Origin of the sequence: Siccibacter colletis (genome assembly GCF_025914095.1) — a bacterium.
In the GTDB taxonomy this organism is placed as follows: Bacteria; Pseudomonadota; Gammaproteobacteria; order Enterobacterales; family Enterobacteriaceae; genus Siccibacter; species Siccibacter colletis.
In genome coordinates this window covers 4,003,338-4,019,737 of record NZ_CP074352.1, presented here as the reverse complement: position 1 = coordinate 4,019,737, position 16,400 = coordinate 4,003,338, and the positions used below count along the sequence as shown (strand labels likewise).

The window sequence follows — 16,400 nt, the reverse complement described above, 5'->3', positions numbered from 1 at the left end:
ACAGAAAAAGGTGTGTTCGAGTCTCTCAAATGCTTACAGCACGACGATGAATCGAAAGAAACATCTTCGGGTTGTGAGGTTAAGCGACTAAGCGTACACGGTGGATGCCCTGGCAGTCAGAGGCGATGAAGGACGTGCTAATCTGCGAAAAGCGTCGGTAAGGTGATATGAACCGTTATAACCGACGATGTCCGAATGGGGAAACCCAGTGCAATTCGTTGCACTATCATGTCATGAATACATAGTGACATGAGGCGAACCGGGGGAACTGAAACATCTAAGTACCCCGAGGAAAAGAAATCAACCGAGATTCCCCCAGTAGCGGCGAGCGAACGGGGAGCAGCCCAGAGCCTGAATCAGTTTGTGTGTTAGTGGAAGCGTCTGGAAAGTCGCAGGGTACAGGGTGATACTCCCGTACACAAAAACACACTTGCTGTGAGCTCGATGAGTAGGGCGGGACACGTGGTATCCTGTCTGAATATGGGGGGACCATCCTCCAAGGCTAAATACTCCTGACTGACCGATAGTGAACCAGTACCGTGAGGGAAAGGCGAAAAGAACCCCGGCGAGGGGAGTGAAACAGAACCTGAAACCGTGTACGTACAAGCAGTGGGAGCACCTTTGTGGTGTGACTGCGTACCTTTTGTATAATGGGTCAGCGACTTATATTCTGTAGCAAGGTTAACCGTATAGGGGAGCCGAAGGGAAACCGAGTCTTAATTGGGCGTTAAGTTGCAGGGTATAGACCCGAAACCCGGTGATCTAGCCATGGGCAGGTTGAAGGTTGGGTAACACTAACTGGAGGACCGAACCGACTAATGTTGAAAAATTAGCGGATGACTTGTGGCTGGGGGTGAAAGGCCAATCAAACCGGGAGATAGCTGGTTCTCCCCGAAAGCTATTTAGGTAGCGCCTCGTGAACTCATCTCCGGGGGTAGAGCACTGTTTCGGCTAGGGGGCCATCCCGGCTTACCAACCCGATGCAAACTACGAATACCGGAGAATGTTATCACGGGAGACACACGGCGGGTGCTAACGTCCGTCGTGAAGAGGGAAACAACCCAGACCGCCAGCTAAGGTCCCAAAGTCATGGTTAAGTGGGAAACGATGTGGGAAGGCACAGACAGCCAGGATGTTGGCTTAGAAGCAGCCATCATTTAAAGAAAGCGTAATAGCTCACTGGTCGAGTCGGCCTGCGCGGAAGATGTAACGGGGCTAAACCATGCACCGAAGCTGCGGCAGCGACACTATGTGTTGTTGGGTAGGGGAGCGTTCTGTAAGCCGTTGAAGGTGGACTGTGAGGTCTGCTGGAGGTATCAGAAGTGCGAATGCTGACATAAGTAACGATAAAGCGGGTGAAAAGCCCGCTCGCCGGAAGACCAAGGGTTCCTGTCCAACGTTAATCGGGGCAGGGTGAGTCGACCCCTAAGGCGAGGCCGAAAGGCGTAGTCGATGGGAAACAGGTTAATATTCCTGTACTCGGTGTTACTGCGAAGGGGGGACGGAGAAGGCTATGTTGGCCGGGCGACGGTTGTCCCGGTTTAAGCGTGTAGGTGTGTGCTCCAGGCAAATCCGGTGCACTTTAACACTGAGGCGTGATGACGAGGCACTACGGTGCTGAAGCAACAAATGCCCTGCTTCCAGGAAAAGCCTCTAAGCATCAGGTAACATCAAATCGTACCCCAAACCGACACAGGTGGTCAGGTAGAGAATACCAAGGCGCTTGAGAGAACTCGGGTGAAGGAACTAGGCAAAATGGTGCCGTAACTTCGGGAGAAGGCACGCTGGTGCGTAGGTGAAGCGACTTGCTCGCGGAGCTGAAACCAGTCGAAGATACCAGCTGGCTGCAACTGTTTATTAAAAACACAGCACTGTGCAAACACGAAAGTGGACGTATACGGTGTGACGCCTGCCCGGTGCCGGAAGGTTAATTGATGGGGTTATCCGTAAGGAGAAGCTCTTGATCGAAGCCCCGGTAAACGGCGGCCGTAACTATAACGGTCCTAAGGTAGCGAAATTCCTTGTCGGGTAAGTTCCGACCTGCACGAATGGCGTAATGATGGCCAGGCTGTCTCCACCCGAGACTCAGTGAAATTGAAATCGCTGTGAAGATGCAGTGTACCCGCGGCAAGACGGAAAGACCCCGTGAACCTTTACTATAGCTTGACACTGAACATTGAGCCTTGATGTGTAGGATAGGTGGGAGGCTTTGAAGCGTGGACGCCAGTCTGCGTGGAGCCAACCTTGAAATACCACCCTTTAATGTTTGATGTTCTAACCTGGCGCCGTGATCCGGCGTGGGGACAGTGTCTGGTGGGTAGTTTGACTGGGGCGGTCTCCTCCTAAAGCGTAACGGAGGAGCACGAAGGTTAGCTAATCCTGGTCGGACATCAGGAGGTTAGTGCAAAGGCATAAGCTAGCTTGACTGCGAGAGTGACGGCTCGAGCAGGTGCGAAAGCAGGTCTTAGTGATCCGGTGGTTCTGAATGGAAGGGCCATCGCTCAACGGATAAAAGGTACTCCGGGGATAACAGGCTGATACCGCCCAAGAGTTCATATCGACGGCGGTGTTTGGCACCTCGATGTCGGCTCATCACATCCTGGGGCTGAAGTAGGTCCCAAGGGTATGGCTGTTCGCCATTTAAAGTGGTACGCGAGCTGGGTTTAGAACGTCGTGAGACAGTTCGGTCCCTATCTGCCGTGGGCGCTGGAGAATTGAGGGGGGTTGCTCCTAGTACGAGAGGACCGGAGTGAACGCATCACTGGTGTTCGGGTTGTCATGCCAATGGCACTGCCCGGTAGCTAAATGCGGAAGAGATAAGTGCTGAAAGCATCTAAGCACGAAACTTGCCCCGAGATGAGTTCTCCCTGACCCTTTAAGGGTCCTGAAGGAACGTTGAAGACGACGACGTTGATAGGCCGGGTGTGTAAGCGCAGCGATGCGTTGAGCTAACCGGTACTAATGAACCGTGAGGCTTAACCTTACAACGCCGAAGCTGTTTTGGTGTTGTGTTTGAGAGATTTTCAGCTTGAGACGGATTACGCTTATGGCCGCGAGGCGGTAAGCGAACAGAATTTGCCTGGCGGCTGTAGCGCGGTGGTCCCACCTGACCCCATGCCGAACTCAGAAGTGAAACGCCGTAGCGCCGATGGTAGTGTGGGGTCTCCCCATGCGAGAGTAGGGAACTGCCAGGCATCAAATTAACATACCTGACCAGAACTTCAGGGCAGTTCACTACTCGACAGAGAGTAGGACAAAAGCGAAGCTTTTGAACGTTGCGCAGCAACGGCCCGAAGGGTGAATCGCACAGCGATTCATAAACTGCCAGGCATCAAATTAGCAGTAAACCGGAGTGACATCCGGTGCAGTGACGAAATTCGGTGGAGCGGTAGTTCAGTTGGTTAGAATACCTGCCTGTCACGCAGGGGGTCGCGGGTTCGAGCCCCGTCCGTTCCGCCACCCTTATTTAGGGGCGTAGTTCAATTGGTAGAGCACCGGTCTCCAAAACCGGGTGTTGGGGGTTCGAGTCCCTCCGCCCCTGCCAGAAAATAATCCTTAGCTTAACGGCTAAGGATTTTTTTTGTCTGCGATTTACCTGCCTGACGGGGAGTTAACCCCCGTCCTGTACGTTCAACTCATTGATCCAGAATCGATGTCTTCAGTAATTCTTTGATCTGCGTTTGCTTATCGCTGTTTTGTAACCAGATAGCGTACAACGGTCGAGAAAGCGTCGTGCTGTCCGTTACGCTACGTAATTCTGCTTTCTCGTTGGCCCAGGTGGTCGGTAACCACGTACATCCATTGAGTTCGCTGAGAAACTTAACAGCTATTTCTGCTGAACTGGTTGTTAATACGGGAATGTCGTCGCCGGGGAGCAGCGAAGTTTCGTGCTGCTGAAAATCCGGCCCCCACTCTAAACGCAGGTAGTTCAGATCCGCTTTATTACGTGCCGGTATCGCGCAGTAGAGTGCCAGCGAGAAATGCCCAAGCAGTTGGCTATTAAATTCATCCATCTTGGGCGCTTCTGAAGTGATGAGCAGATCCAGCTGACGTTCATGGAGCTGTTTCACCAGCGACTGACGCTGCGCGATCCGTGCCTCAAACTGCATGCCAGTGTGGGACGTATATAATCGCGTTAACCATTGGGACAACATACACTCCCAAAGGGATGCGCTCGCCCCTATCGACAGTTCATTATGGCGCGAGGTGTGGGCGACCTCTTTTCTTGCCGCCTGCCAGGTGCTCATTAAGGTTTCTGCATACGGCAACAGACGCTCCCCGGCAGTGGTAAGACGTATGTTATTGCGATGCCGGGTAAAGAGATTAACTCCCAGCTGATTCTCAAGTTGGCGAATGCGAAAGCTTACCGCGGATTGGGTCAGGTAGAGCGCTTCTGCTGCCCGCCCGAAATGGCGTGTTCTGCTTACTTCAAGAAACGTTTTCAGCAATTCCGTATCCACAACTCTCTCCGCAAAATTATTTGTCGTTATGATTTAAATGTTTTGTTTTACACTCTGTCAAGCGTAACTAATACTCCGCGCCATAAATAGCCCGGCCAAGAGAATTAGGAGCGTGTAGGATGGCGGAAAGCTTTACGACGACTAATCGATTTTTCGACAACAGATATTATCCACGCGGGTTCTCTCGACATGGTGATTTCACCATTAAAGAGGCGCAGCTGCTGGAACGTCATGGTTATGCTTTCAATGAGCTGGATCTGGGTAAGCGCGAACCCGTAACGGAAGAAGAAGTTCTGTTTGTTGCGGTGTGCCGTGGTCAGCGTGAGCCCGTGACCGAAGCAGAACGCGTGTGGAGTAAGTATATGACGCGTATCAAGCGTCCTAAGCGTTTCCATACCCTGTCTGGTGGCAAGCCACAGATGGAAGGTGTGGAAGACTACACTGAAAGCGATGATTAAAAGAAAGGGCCGAAAGGCCCTTTTTTACGTCATCATCTTTTGCAGGTGGAGCAGCATTCTGTCAATCGCGCGGTAACTCAGCGCTTCCTGCAGGTGAGGGCGACGTATATCACCTTCCAGATTAAGATCGGCAATAGTACGCGCTACCTTAAGTAATCGCTGCCAGGCTCTGACTGATAATCCAAGACGGATGAGCGTCTCTTCAAGCCACTCGGCGTCGGCAGCTTCAAGGCGACAGAATTGCTTGATTCCGGCATTGTCGAGCAAAGCATTAAGGCACTGCTGGCGTGCAAGTTGCTTTGAACGCACCTTTGTTACCCGCAACCTGATTTCAGCGCTACTTTCCCCCCCGTCGCCCGGCTTACTTAACATCCCAGGCGGTAGCAGAGGGATCTCAAGGGATAAATCGAACCGATCCAAAAAGGGTCCGGACAGACGCCCAAGGTAACGCAGAGTCTGTTCAGGGCTGCAACGATTATGATTTCCCTGATAGTGCCCTGTTGGACTGGGATTCATTGCGGCAATGAGTTGGAAGCGCGCGGGATAGCTGACTTTTGCGCGCGTGCGTGAAATATGAACTTTCCCTGACTCGACGGGCTCTCTTAATGCATCCAAAGCCCGGCGCTCAAACTCCGGTAACTCATCCAGAAACAGCACGCCATTGTGCGCCAGTGAAATCTCTCCGGGCATGGGAATAGCTCCACCGCCTACCAGAGCCGTCAACGATGCGCTGTGGTGAGGTGCTCTGAATGGCCGTTGACGCCATTGCCGCTGTAACGCGACCGGATTCACCAGACTCATGATGGCGGCGCTCTCAAGCGCCTCTTCATCGCTCAATGGTGGCAAGATCCCGTTAAGCCGACTCGCCAGCATTGTTTTACCGGTGCCGGGAGGACCAATAAAGAGCAGGTTATGACCGCCAGCGGCTGCAATCTCCAGGGCTCGCTTGCCTTGTTGTTGCCCATACACTTCATTGATATCTTCACAACACGCTTCAGTGCTCAGCGCTGGGGAAACCGGCCTCTCAAGTGAGCCTTTGCCTTCAAGAAACGCGCATACCTCCAGCAGATGTGCTGCAACCATACAGCCGGGTTTATCAATCAGGCCCAGTTCCGATGCGTTTTCCTGAGCGACAACGATCTGCCGCTGTTGCTGGAGTGCCTCCATGGCACATGAGATCGCACCGGGAACGCCGCGCAACGCGCCGGTAAGCGCCAGCTCACCGACAAACTCTGTCTGGCTTAACAGTGAGGTGCTGAGCTGCTCCGAGGCGGCCAGTAACGCGACAGCGATGGGCAAATCGTAACGCCCGCCCTCTTTAGGTAAATCGGCCGGCGCGAGGTTGATGGTGATTTTACGGGCCGGGAATTCATAACCACTGTTGATAATGGCGCTACGCACACGATCGCGCGCTTCCTTTACAGTCGTCTCAGGCAGGCCAACAATAGTCAGGCCCGGCAAACCTGCACTCATATGTACTTCAACGGTAACCAGTGGGGCCGTTACGCCCAACGCAGCTCTGGTAAACACAATGGCGAGAGACATATTCACCTCCTTGTAGCCAATAGCCTGCCTGCCTCTTTTCCTGAAAGATAACTGCATTTATGCGATTTTCTATGGGCATTCCAGTATTAAGAAGTCTATGTTTGCATTTTCAGTGCAATGTGGAATCAACCTCGTAAGAACATAAAAACCAGATTTAGCTCTGCCTACGTCAGGCGAGAAGCAGGCGCCTGGTGATACGTTTTTTTTATGTCTACATTAGACATTGAAAAATAATAGTTTTTCTGTGAATTATTCATGCGTATTGGTTTTTTTCTTGAAAATAATCCTTGTCACTCTGTCAGACACTGTGATAACTCTTTAGACATTACTTCGAACAAGATATGTGACGAACTGAAAATGACAGCCCTTCTACGAGTGATTAGCCTGGTCGTACTAAGCGTGGTGGTGATTATTATCCCACCGTGCGGGGCTGCACTTGGACGAAGAAAGGCTTAGAAATCAAGCCTGAATCAACGAGAACCCCCGCACCGAAAGGTCCGGGGGTTTTTTTATGACCTTAAAACGTAAGTGAGGAGCAGAATATGAGTAGTAGCATAAAACACTGTTTCTCCCGTTGTAGAGCGGGGAACTAACTATGAATGGGGCACAGTGGGTAGTACATGCGTTGCGAGCACAGGGTGTTAATACGGTATTCGGTTATCCTGGTGGCGCAATAATGCCGGTCTATGATGCGCTCTATGACGGCGGCGTGGAACACCTGTTGTGCCGGCACGAGCAGGGCGCAGCGATGGCGGCGATTGGCTACGCGCGGGCTACTGGTAAAACCGGCGTCTGTATCGCTACCTCTGGCCCAGGCGCTACCAATCTCATCACCGGCCTGGCCGATGCGCTACTCGATTCTGTTCCCGTTGTTGCCATCACCGGCCAGGTGGCTTCGCCGTTTATCGGCACCGATGCCTTCCAGGAAGTTGACGTGCTGGGTATGTCGCTCTCGTGTACCAAACACAGTTTCCTCGTACAGTCGCTGGAAGAACTGCCCCAGGTCATTGCTGAAGCGTTCACCATCGCTAACAGCGGTCGTCCGGGGCCGGTACTGGTTGATATTCCGAAGGATATTCAGATTGCCACAGGCGAACTTGAACCGTGGTTATCCACCGTTGAAGATACCTTCTCGCTGCCGCTGGAAGCGATTGAACAGGCCCGGCAGATGCTGACCCAGTCAACCAAACCCATGCTCTATGTAGGCGGCGGTGTAGGGATGGCTCAGGCCGTTCCGGCGCTGCGTGAATTCATCGCGGAAACCGGCATCCCGGCTACCGCAACCCTGAAAGGCCTGGGCGCAGTCGAACCGAATTATCCGTTCTATCTCGGCATGCTGGGCATGCACGGTACCCGGGCGGCAAACCTTGCGGTTCAGGCATGCGACCTGTTGATCGCCGTCGGCGCACGTTTTGATGACCGGGTGACCGGCAAACTTAATACTTTCGCACCGCATGCCAAAGTCATTCACATGGATATCGACCCGGCGGAGATGAATAAGCTGCGCCAGGCTCATGTGGCCTTACCGGGCGATCTCAACGTTATGCTGCCAGCACTGCAGCAGCCGCTGCCAGCTATCGCCGACTGGCGTAACGAGGTGGCGACGCTGCGTGAAGAACATAGCTGGCGCTACGATCATCCGGGGGACGCAATCTACGCCCCGCTGCTGCTCAAACAGCTGTCCGACCGCAAACCTGCCAGTGCGGTTGTGACCACTGACGTGGGTCAGCATCAGATGTGGGCCGCGCAGCATATGTCGTTCACCCGGCCGGAAAACTTTATTACGTCCAGCGGTCTCGGAACGATGGGGTTCGGCCTGCCAGCGGCGGTGGGTGCACAGGTTGCTCGCCCGGATGATACGGTGATCTGCATCTCCGGGGACGGCTCTTTCATGATGAACGTGCAGGAGCTGGGAACCGTAAAACGCAAGCAGCTGCCGTTGAAAATTGTTCTGCTGGATAACCAGCGCCTGGGCATGGTGCGCCAGTGGCAGCAGCTCTTTTTCCAGGAGCGTTATAGCGAAACCACCCTGACCGATAACCCGGATTTCCTCACCCTGGCCAGCGCATTCGGTATTCCTGGTCAGCACATTACCCATAAAGATCAGGTTGAGGCTGCCATCGATACGCTGCTCAACAGCGATGGCCCATACCTGCTTCACGTATCCATCGATGAACTCGAAAATGTCTGGCCGCTGGTTCCACCCGGTGCCAGTAACGCTCAAATGCTGGAGAAATTATCATGACGCAACATCAGATAGCTGTTCAGGCCCGCTTTCGCCCCGAGACCCTGGAGCGCGTACTGCGTGTGGTGCGTCACCGTGGATTCGAAATCTGCGCCATGAATATGGAATCCGCCTCGAGTTCCGGAAATATAAATATCGAATTGACCGTTGCCAGCCCTCGCCCAGTCGAATTACTGTTTAGTCAATTGCGAAAACTGGTCGACGTGGGTCACGTTGAGATCCAGCAACAAACATCATCATCACAACAAATAAGCGCCTGAGCGCAATAGGAATAAAAATGACGACGAAAAAAGCGGATTACATTTGGTTCAATGGCGAGATGACTCCCTGGGGCGAGGCGAAGGTGCACGTCATGTCGCACGCCCTGCACTACGGAACGTCCGTCTTTGAAGGTATCCGTTGCTATGAGTCTCACAAAGGGCCGGTGGTGTTCCGTCATCGTGAGCACATGCAGCGTCTGCGCGACTCCGCGAAAATCTATCGCTTCCCGGTTACTCAGAGCGTCGATGAGCTGATGGAAGCTTGCCGTCAGGTAATCCGTAAAAACAATCTAACCAGCGCTTATATCCGTCCGCTGGTGTTCGTCGGCGATGTGGGCATGGGCGTTAACCCGCCGGAGGGTTACTCCACCGACGTCATCATTGCAGCGTTCCCGTGGGGCGCCTATCTCGGTGCCGAAGCGCTGGAGCAGGGCATCGATGCGATGGTCTCCTCCTGGAACCGCGTTGCACCGAATACCATCCCTACCGCGGCAAAAGCAGGCGGTAACTACCTCTCCTCACTGCTGGTGGGCAGCGAAGCGCGTCGTCACGGCTATCAGGAAGGTATCGCGCTGGATGTAAACGGCTATATCTCGGAAGGCGCGGGCGAAAACCTGTTCGAAGTGAAAGACGGCATCCTGTTTACCCCGCCGTTCACGTCCTCTGCACTGCCGGGCATCACCCGCGATGCCATCATCAAGCTGGCGCAGGATCTGGGTATCGAAGTGCGTGAGCAGGTGCTGTCCCGCGAATCGCTCTACCTGGCGGATGAAGTGTTTATGTCGGGTACCGCGGCGGAAATCACCCCGGTACGCAGCGTGGATGGAATTCAGGTTGGCGAAGGCCGCTGCGGCCCGGTGACCAAACGCATTCAGCAAGCATTCTTCGGCCTGTTTACCGGTGAAACCGAAGATAAATGGGGCTGGCTGGATCAGGTAAACCCATAACCACACTTTCCCGACGTCATCCCTACGGGGATGACGTGATAAGGGATACGGGGCGGCAATGTACCGCCCGGCACAACGACAGACTGGAGTAAAGACATGCCTAAATACCGTTCCGCCACCACCACGCATGGCCGCAACATGGCGGGAGCCCGTGCGCTGTGGCGCGCCACTGGAATGACCGACGCCGACTTTGGTAAGCCCATTATCGCTGTCGTTAACTCCTTTACCCAGTTCGTGCCGGGCCACGTCCATCTGCGCGATCTGGGTAAGCTGGTGGCTGAGCAGATCGAAGCCGCAGGCGGCGTGGCTAAGGAGTTCAATACCATTGCGGTGGATGATGGTATCGCCATGGGCCACGGCGGCATGCTTTACTCGCTGCCATCGCGTGAGCTGATTGCCGACTCTGTAGAGTACATGGTCAATGCTCACTGCGCTGACGCCATGGTCTGTATCTCCAACTGCGACAAAATCACTCCCGGCATGCTGATGGCCTCTTTGCGCCTCAACATTCCGGTCATTTTCGTTTCCGGCGGCCCGATGGAAGCCGGGAAAACCAAACTGTCCGATCAGATCATCAAACTGGATCTGGTGGATGCGATGATTCAGGGCGCGAACCCGAACGTCAGCGACGAGCAGAGCGATCAGATTGAACGCTCCGCCTGCCCGACCTGTGGTTCCTGCTCCGGTATGTTCACCGCCAACTCCATGAACTGCCTGACCGAAGCGCTCGGCCTGTCACAGCCGGGTAACGGCTCACTGCTGGCGACCCATGCTGACCGTAAATCGCTGTTCCTGAGCGCGGGCGAACGCATCGTTGCCCTGACCAAACGCTATTATGAGCAGGACGATGACTCGGCGTTGCCGCGAAATATCGCCAACAAAGCCGCCTTCGAAAACGCCATGACGCTGGATATCGCCATGGGTGGCTCGACCAATACCGTGCTGCATTTGCTGGCTGCCGCGCAAGAAGCCGAAATCGACTTCACCATGAGCGATATCGACAGGCTCTCCCGTAAAGTGCCGCAGCTGTGCAAGGTGGCGCCAAGCACCCAGAAATACCATATGGAAGACGTGCATCGCGCCGGTGGCGTTATCGGTATCCTTGGCGAGCTGGATCGCGCCGGCTTGCTGAACCGGGACGTGAAAACCGTACTGGGCCTGACGCTGCCGGAAACACTGGCGCGCTACGACGTTATGCTCACCCAGGACGAGTCGGTAAAAAGCATGTTCTCCGCCGGCCCGGCGGGCATCCGCACTACCCAGGCATTCTCCCAGGATTGCCGCTGGGATTCGCTGGATACCGACCGCGCCGAAGGCTGCATTCGCTCGCTGGAGCATGCGTACAGTAAAGATGGCGGTCTGGCCGTGCTGTACGGCAACTTTGCCGAAAACGGCTGCATCGTAAAAACCGCTGGCGTGGATGACAGCATTCTTAAGTTCACCGGCCCGGCCAAAGTGTATGAGAGCCAGGACGATGCGGTCGAGGCAATCCTTGGCGGCAAAGTGGTGGCGGGTGATGTAGTAGTGATCCGTTACGAAGGACCAAAAGGCGGCCCGGGCATGCAGGAAATGCTCTATCCGACCACCTTCCTGAAATCGATGGGGCTGGGCAAAAGCTGCGCGCTGATCACCGATGGTCGCTTCTCCGGCGGCACATCCGGTCTTTCGATTGGTCACGTTTCGCCGGAAGCGGCAAGCGGCGGTAACATTGCGCTGATTGAAGATGGCGACATGATTGCCATTGATATTCCGAACCGTGGGATTCAGTTGCAGGTGAGCGACCAGGAGCTGGCGGCCCGCCGTGAAGCTCAGGACGCGCGCGGAGCCGATGCCTGGACGCCGAAAGCGCGTGAGCGTCAGGTTTCCTTTGCGCTGCGCGCCTATGCCAGCCTCGCCACCAGCGCAGATAAAGGCGCAGTACGCGATAAATCGAAGCTGGGGGGCTAAGTATGGCCGAGCCGCAACCCCTTCCCGACGCGCCCGGTGGCGCAGAATACCTGCGCGCCGTGCTGCGCGCGCCGGTATACGAGGTGGTGCAGGTCACCCCTCTGCAAAAAATGGAAAAACTCTCGTCCCGCCTGGAGAACGTCATTCTGGTGAAGCGAGAGGATCGCCAGCCGGTGCACAGCTTCAAGCTGCGCGGTGCCTACGCCATGATTGCCGGCCTGACCGAAGAGCAGAAAGCGCGCGGCGTGATCACTGCCTCGGCGGGAAACCATGCGCAGGGCGTAGCGTTCTCTTCTGCGCGTCTTGGTATCAAAGCGCTGATCGTGATGCCGGTGGCAACCGCTGACATCAAAGTTGATGCGGTGCGCAGCTTCGGAGGGGAAGTATTGCTCCACGGGGCAAACTTTGACGAGGCGAAAGCGAAAGCGGTTGAGCTGGCGCAGCAACAGGGCTTCACCTGGGTGCCACCATTTGATCACCCGGCGGTGATCGCCGGACAGGGCACGCTGGCGCTGGAACTGTTGCAGCAGGACGCGCACCTCGATCGCGTCTTTGTGCCTGTGGGCGGCGGTGGCCTGGCTGCAGGCGTGGCGGTGCTGATCAAGCAGCTGATGCCGCAGATCAAAGTCATTGCCGTCGAAGCCGAAGAGTCTGCGTGCCTGAAAGCGGCGCTGGATGCCGGGCATCCGGTGGAGCTGCCGCGTGTTGGGCTGTTCGCCGAAGGGGTGGCGGTGAAGCGTATCGGGGAAGAAACCTTCCGTGTTTGCCGGGAGTACATTGATGACATCATCACCGTAGACAGCGATGCTATCTGTGCCGCGATGAAAGATCTGTTTGAGGATGTGCGTGCGGTAGCAGAGCCGTCTGGCGCACTGGCACTGGCGGGGATGAAGAAATACATCGCCCGGCACAACATCCGCGGTGAGCGGCTGGCGCACGTGCTCTCTGGCGCTAACGTTAATTTCCACGGCTTGCGCTACGTCTCTGAGCGCTGCGAGCTGGGCGAACAGCGCGAAGCCTTGCTGGCCGTCACCATCCCGGAAGAGCAGGGCAGCTTCCTGAAGTTTTGCCAGTTGCTGGGCGGTCGCTCGGTGACCGAGTTCAACTACCGTTTCGCCGATGCGAAAGATGCCTGTATTTTCGTCGGCGTGCGCCTGAGCCGCGGCCTTGAGGAGCGCCGGGAGATCCTTGCATTGCTCAACGACGGCGGCTACAGCGTCGTGGATCTCTCGGATGATGAAATGGCGAAGCTGCACGTGCGTTATATGGTGGGTGGCAGGCCGTCGCGCCCGCTGCGCGAGCGGCTTTACAGCTTCGAGTTCCCGGAGTCCCCAGGTGCGCTGTTGAAGTTCCTGCACACCCTGGGCACGCACTGGAACATCTCGCTGTTCCACTATCGCAGCCACGGTACCGACTATGGCCGCGTGTTAGCCGCGTTCGAACTGGGCGAGCACGAGCCGGACTTCGAAACCCGGCTCAACGAACTGGGGTATGACTGCCACGACGAAACCAGTAATCCGGCATTTCGTTTCTTCCTGGCATAGCTGGCAAAGCCAAAAAAGGGCGTAAGCCCTTTTTTGTTATGCGCTCTCTTTCCGCTCCTGCACAATCTTCCAGAACGCGCTGACGATCGGCTCATGCAGCTGCTTTTTCTGCACGCATACCCCCAGTTCAAACGGCGTTTTTTCATCGCTGCGCTCCAGAATCATCACGCGATTGCGCACCGGCTCCGGGCTGTTCTCCAGCACCACTTCAGGGATAAGCGCCACGCCGCAGCCCAGCGCCACCATTGAAACCATCGCTTCGTGGCCGCCCACCGTGGCATAGATCGACGGATTGCTGAGCTTCTGGCGGCGGAACCACAGTTCGATACGTCGCCGCACCGGCCCCTGATCCGGCAGGATAAATGGCACCTTTGCCCAGTCGGGCGACGGTTCGGTCACCTGATGGCGCACCGGGCAGGGCAGCGCTGGCGCAATCAATACCACGGCGAGATTCTCCAGCATGGCGAAACCGATGCCCGGCGGCAGGCTCTCCGGTTTACCGGCAATCGCCAGATCGGCTTCGCCGGAATCCACTTTCTCCACCGCATCGGCGGCATCACCGGTAATCAGCTTAATTTCTACCGAGGGATGTTCGGCGCGAAAACGGTCCAGTATCGGCGGCAGGTGGCTGTAGGCCGCTGTCACCGAACAAAACAGGCGCAGCTCCCCGGTCAGGGAGGGGCCTTGTTGCCCAAGGGTGTGACGCATCTGCTGATACTGCAGCAGCGTATGCTGAGCAAACTGGCGCAGCTGCTCTCCGGCCTCCGTCAGTGTTACGGTGCGGTTATCGCGCACGAACAGCGTCTGGCCGAGATCTTCTTCCAGCCGCTGGATCTGGCGTGACAGCGTCGACGGGCTGACGTGCATAGCCCGCGCGCTCCGCCCGAAGTGGCGGCTCTCCGCCAGATGTAGAAAGGTTTTCAGATCGCGTAAATCCACGGCGCAGTTCTCCGGTTTTATGTTGCGTTTTTTGCAATGCCACGTTGTTAATATATCAATTTCAGCAACGAGTTTCCTGTCTTATGATGGGGTCATTCTCGTGAGCACAGACAGGGCTTACGAACCGAACAACAAAGACAACACAACACCCGGAGTACGCGATGGCTAACTACTTTAATACGTTGAACCTGCGCCAGCAGCTGGCACAGCTGGGCAAATGCCGCTTTATGGGCCGCGACGAATTCGCCGATGGCGCAAGCTATCTCAAAGGCAAAAAAGTGGTCATCGTCGGCTGCGGCGCCCAGGGCCTGAACCAGGGTCTCAACATGCGTGACTCCGGCCTCGACGTTTCCTATGCCCTGCGCGCAGAGGCCATCGCCGAGAAACGCGCTTCCTGGCGTAAAGCGACTGATAACGGTTTTAAGGTTGGCACCTATGAAGAGCTGATCCCGCAGGCGGACCTGGTAGTTAACCTGACGCCGGACAAACAGCACTCTGACGTTGTTCGCGCCGTTCAGCCGATGATGAAAGACGGCGCCGCGCTGGGGTATTCCCACGGCTTTAACATCGTTGAAGTTGGCGAGCAGATCCGTAAAGACATCACCGTTGTAATGGTGGCGCCGAAGTGTCCGGGCACCGAAGTGCGCGAAGAGTACAAGCGCGGCTTTGGCGTACCGACCCTGATCGCCGTACACCCGGAGAACGATCCGAAAGGCGAAGGCATGGCGATTGCCAAAGCCTGGGCTGCCGCAACCGGTGGTCATCGTGCCGGCGTGCTGGAGTCCTCTTTCGTGGCGGAAGTGAAATCTGACCTGATGGGCGAGCAGACCATTCTGTGCGGCATGTTGCAGGCGGGTTCCCTGCTCTGCTTCGACAAGCTGGTGGAAGAGGGTACCGACCCGGCTTACGCTGAGAAACTGATCCAGTTCGGCTGGGAAACCATTACCGAAGCGCTGAAACAGGGCGGTATCACCCTGATGATGGACCGCCTCTCTAACCCGGCGAAACTGCGCGCTTATGCACTTTCCGAACAGCTGAAAACCATCATGGCACCGCTGTTCCAGAAGCACATGGACGACATCATCTCCGGCGAGTTCTCCTCCGGTATGATGGCGGACTGGGCGAATGACGATAAGAAACTGCTGACCTGGCGTGAAGAGACCGGCCAGACGGCGTTTGAGAATGCGGCGCAGTATGACGGCAAAATCACCGAGCAGGAATACTTCGATAAAGGCGTACTGATGATCGCGATGGTGAAAGCGGGCGTTGAGCTGGCGTTCGAAACCATGGTGGATGCCGGTATTATTGAAGAGTCCGCTTACTACGAATCGCTGCACGAGCTGCCGCTGATCGCTAACACCATTGCCCGTAAGCGTCTGTACGAGATGAACGTGGTCATTTCCGATACCGCCGAATACGGTAATTACCTGTTTGCTAACGCGGCAGTACCGCTGCTGAAAGAGTTCATGACCACGCTGCAGCCAGGCGATCTGGGCAAAGCCATTGAGAGCGGCGCGGTGGATAACGCCCAGTTGCGCGACGTGAACGATGCCATTCGCCGCCATGAGATCGAGAAAGTGGGGCAGAAGCTGCGCGGGTATATGACCGATATGAAGCGTATTGCTATTACGGAATAATTCCCCGTCGTCTTTTGACCCGCAGCGGTGTTGGCTGCGGTCATACACCCCACCCGTCAGAAGATGCCAGAAACAAAAAGGCCTTCTCTCAGAGAAGGCCTTTTTATTAGTTACGGTACAGCACCTTGATGATGTGATAACCGAACTGGGTGTGCAGCGGGCCGGTCGGCTCCAGCACCGGGCAGGAGAACACTACTTTATCAAACGCCGGCACCATCGCACCCTGCTTGAATTCGCCCAGATGACCGCCCTTTTTACCCGACGGGCAGATTGAGTGCTTTTTCGCCAGCTTCTCGAAGTCGCCGCCGTTTCTGATTTGCTCCAGAAGGTCGTGTGCCAATTTCTCTTCTTTAACAAGGATATGCAGTGCTGCCGCTGTTTTTGCCATGATCGTGCCTTGAGTGGTGTGGATTACGCT

General features: G+C 55.6%; 12 protein-coding genes, 2 tRNA genes and 2 rRNA genes. 12 read left to right on the top strand and 4 right to left on the bottom strand.

The window, feature by feature from the left end; all coding sequences use genetic code 11:
- Positions 1-77 precede the first annotated feature (77 nt).
- The 4 genes from KFZ77_RS19200 (at position 78) to KFZ77_RS19185 (ending at position 3,544) form a co-directional block, all read left to right on the top strand.
- Positions 78-2,983, top strand: a 23S ribosomal RNA gene (locus tag KFZ77_RS19200).
- 95 nt (positions 2,984-3,078) lie between these two features.
- Positions 3,079-3,194 (top strand): 5S ribosomal RNA (rrf, locus tag KFZ77_RS19195).
- Between the two features lie 188 nt (positions 3,195-3,382).
- Positions 3,383-3,459, top strand: a tRNA-Asp gene (locus KFZ77_RS19190).
- 9 nt (positions 3,460-3,468) lie between these two features.
- A tRNA-Trp gene (locus tag KFZ77_RS19185) sits at positions 3,469-3,544 on the top strand.
- 91 nt (positions 3,545-3,635) lie between these two features.
- Here the strand turns inward: KFZ77_RS19185 and hdfR are convergent.
- Positions 3,636-4,460: an HTH-type transcriptional regulator HdfR gene (hdfR, locus tag KFZ77_RS19180; RefSeq protein ID WP_264385086.1), complete on the bottom strand. Its 825-nt coding sequence runs from the start codon at positions 4,458-4,460 to the stop codon at positions 3,636-3,638.
- Between the two features lie 119 nt (positions 4,461-4,579).
- Between hdfR and KFZ77_RS19175 the strand changes: the two genes are divergently transcribed.
- Positions 4,580-4,918: a DUF413 domain-containing protein gene (locus KFZ77_RS19175; protein ID WP_031523799.1), complete on the top strand. Its 339-nt coding sequence runs from the start codon at positions 4,580-4,582 to the stop codon at positions 4,916-4,918.
- A 24-nt stretch (positions 4,919-4,942) separates the two neighbouring features.
- On the opposite strand, the gene KFZ77_RS19170 is transcribed toward KFZ77_RS19175, so the two are convergent.
- Entirely contained in the window at positions 4,943-6,463 is a 1,521-nt protein-coding gene (locus tag KFZ77_RS19170; RefSeq protein WP_264385085.1) for a YifB family Mg chelatase-like AAA ATPase, read from the bottom strand.
- Between the two features lie 357 nt (positions 6,464-6,820).
- Between KFZ77_RS19170 and ilvL the strand changes: the two genes are divergently transcribed.
- The 6 genes from ilvL (at position 6,821) to ilvA (ending at position 13,406) form a co-directional block, all read left to right on the top strand.
- Positions 6,821-6,919: an ilv operon leader peptide gene (gene ilvL, locus KFZ77_RS19165; protein ID WP_072002048.1), complete on the top strand. Its 99-nt coding sequence runs from the start codon at positions 6,821-6,823 to the stop codon at positions 6,917-6,919.
- Between the two features lie 139 nt (positions 6,920-7,058).
- On the top strand, positions 7,059-8,708 hold the full coding sequence (gene ilvG / locus KFZ77_RS19160; RefSeq protein ID WP_264385084.1) for an acetolactate synthase 2 catalytic subunit: 1,650 nt from the start codon (positions 7,059-7,061) through the stop codon (positions 8,706-8,708).
- A complete protein-coding gene (ilvM, locus tag KFZ77_RS19155; protein WP_031523794.1) occupies positions 8,705-8,968 on the top strand; it encodes an acetolactate synthase 2 small subunit in 264 nt (87 codons plus the stop codon). Before ilvG ends, ilvM begins: the two co-directional genes overlap by 4 nt.
- Positions 8,969-8,985: 17 nt before the next feature.
- The gene (locus tag KFZ77_RS19150) at positions 8,986-9,915 is read left to right on the top strand and encodes a branched-chain amino acid transaminase (RefSeq protein WP_031523792.1); all 930 of its coding nucleotides are present in this window, start codon (positions 8,986-8,988) and stop codon (positions 9,913-9,915) included.
- Between the two features lie 96 nt (positions 9,916-10,011).
- Positions 10,012-11,862 (top strand): dihydroxy-acid dehydratase, encoded by a 1,851-nt coding sequence (gene ilvD, locus KFZ77_RS19145; protein ID WP_264385083.1) that lies wholly within the window; start codon positions 10,012-10,014, stop codon positions 11,860-11,862.
- A gap of 2 nt (positions 11,863-11,864) precedes the next feature.
- A complete protein-coding gene (gene ilvA / locus KFZ77_RS19140) occupies positions 11,865-13,406 on the top strand; it encodes a threonine ammonia-lyase, biosynthetic (RefSeq protein WP_264385082.1) in 1,542 nt (513 codons plus the stop codon).
- 36 nt (positions 13,407-13,442) lie between these two features.
- Here the strand turns inward: ilvA and ilvY are convergent, their stop codons facing one another.
- Positions 13,443-14,345 carry an HTH-type transcriptional activator IlvY gene (gene ilvY / locus KFZ77_RS19135; protein ID WP_031523786.1) on the bottom strand — a complete coding sequence of 301 codons (903 nt, stop codon included), beginning with the start codon at positions 14,343-14,345 and terminating at the stop codon, positions 13,443-13,445.
- A 161-nt stretch (positions 14,346-14,506) separates the two neighbouring features.
- Here ilvY and ilvC point away from each other — a divergent pair, with 161 nt between their 5' ends.
- Complete coding sequence (gene ilvC / locus KFZ77_RS19130) at positions 14,507-15,982, top strand: ketol-acid reductoisomerase (protein WP_031523785.1); 1,476 nt, start codon at positions 14,507-14,509, stop codon at positions 15,980-15,982.
- A 106-nt stretch (positions 15,983-16,088) separates the two neighbouring features.
- Here ilvC and ppiC read toward each other — a convergent pair whose 3' ends face one another.
- Entirely contained in the window at positions 16,089-16,370 is a 282-nt protein-coding gene (gene ppiC, locus KFZ77_RS19125; RefSeq protein ID WP_031523783.1) for a peptidylprolyl isomerase PpiC, read from the bottom strand.
- Positions 16,371-16,400: the final 30 nt, after the last annotated feature.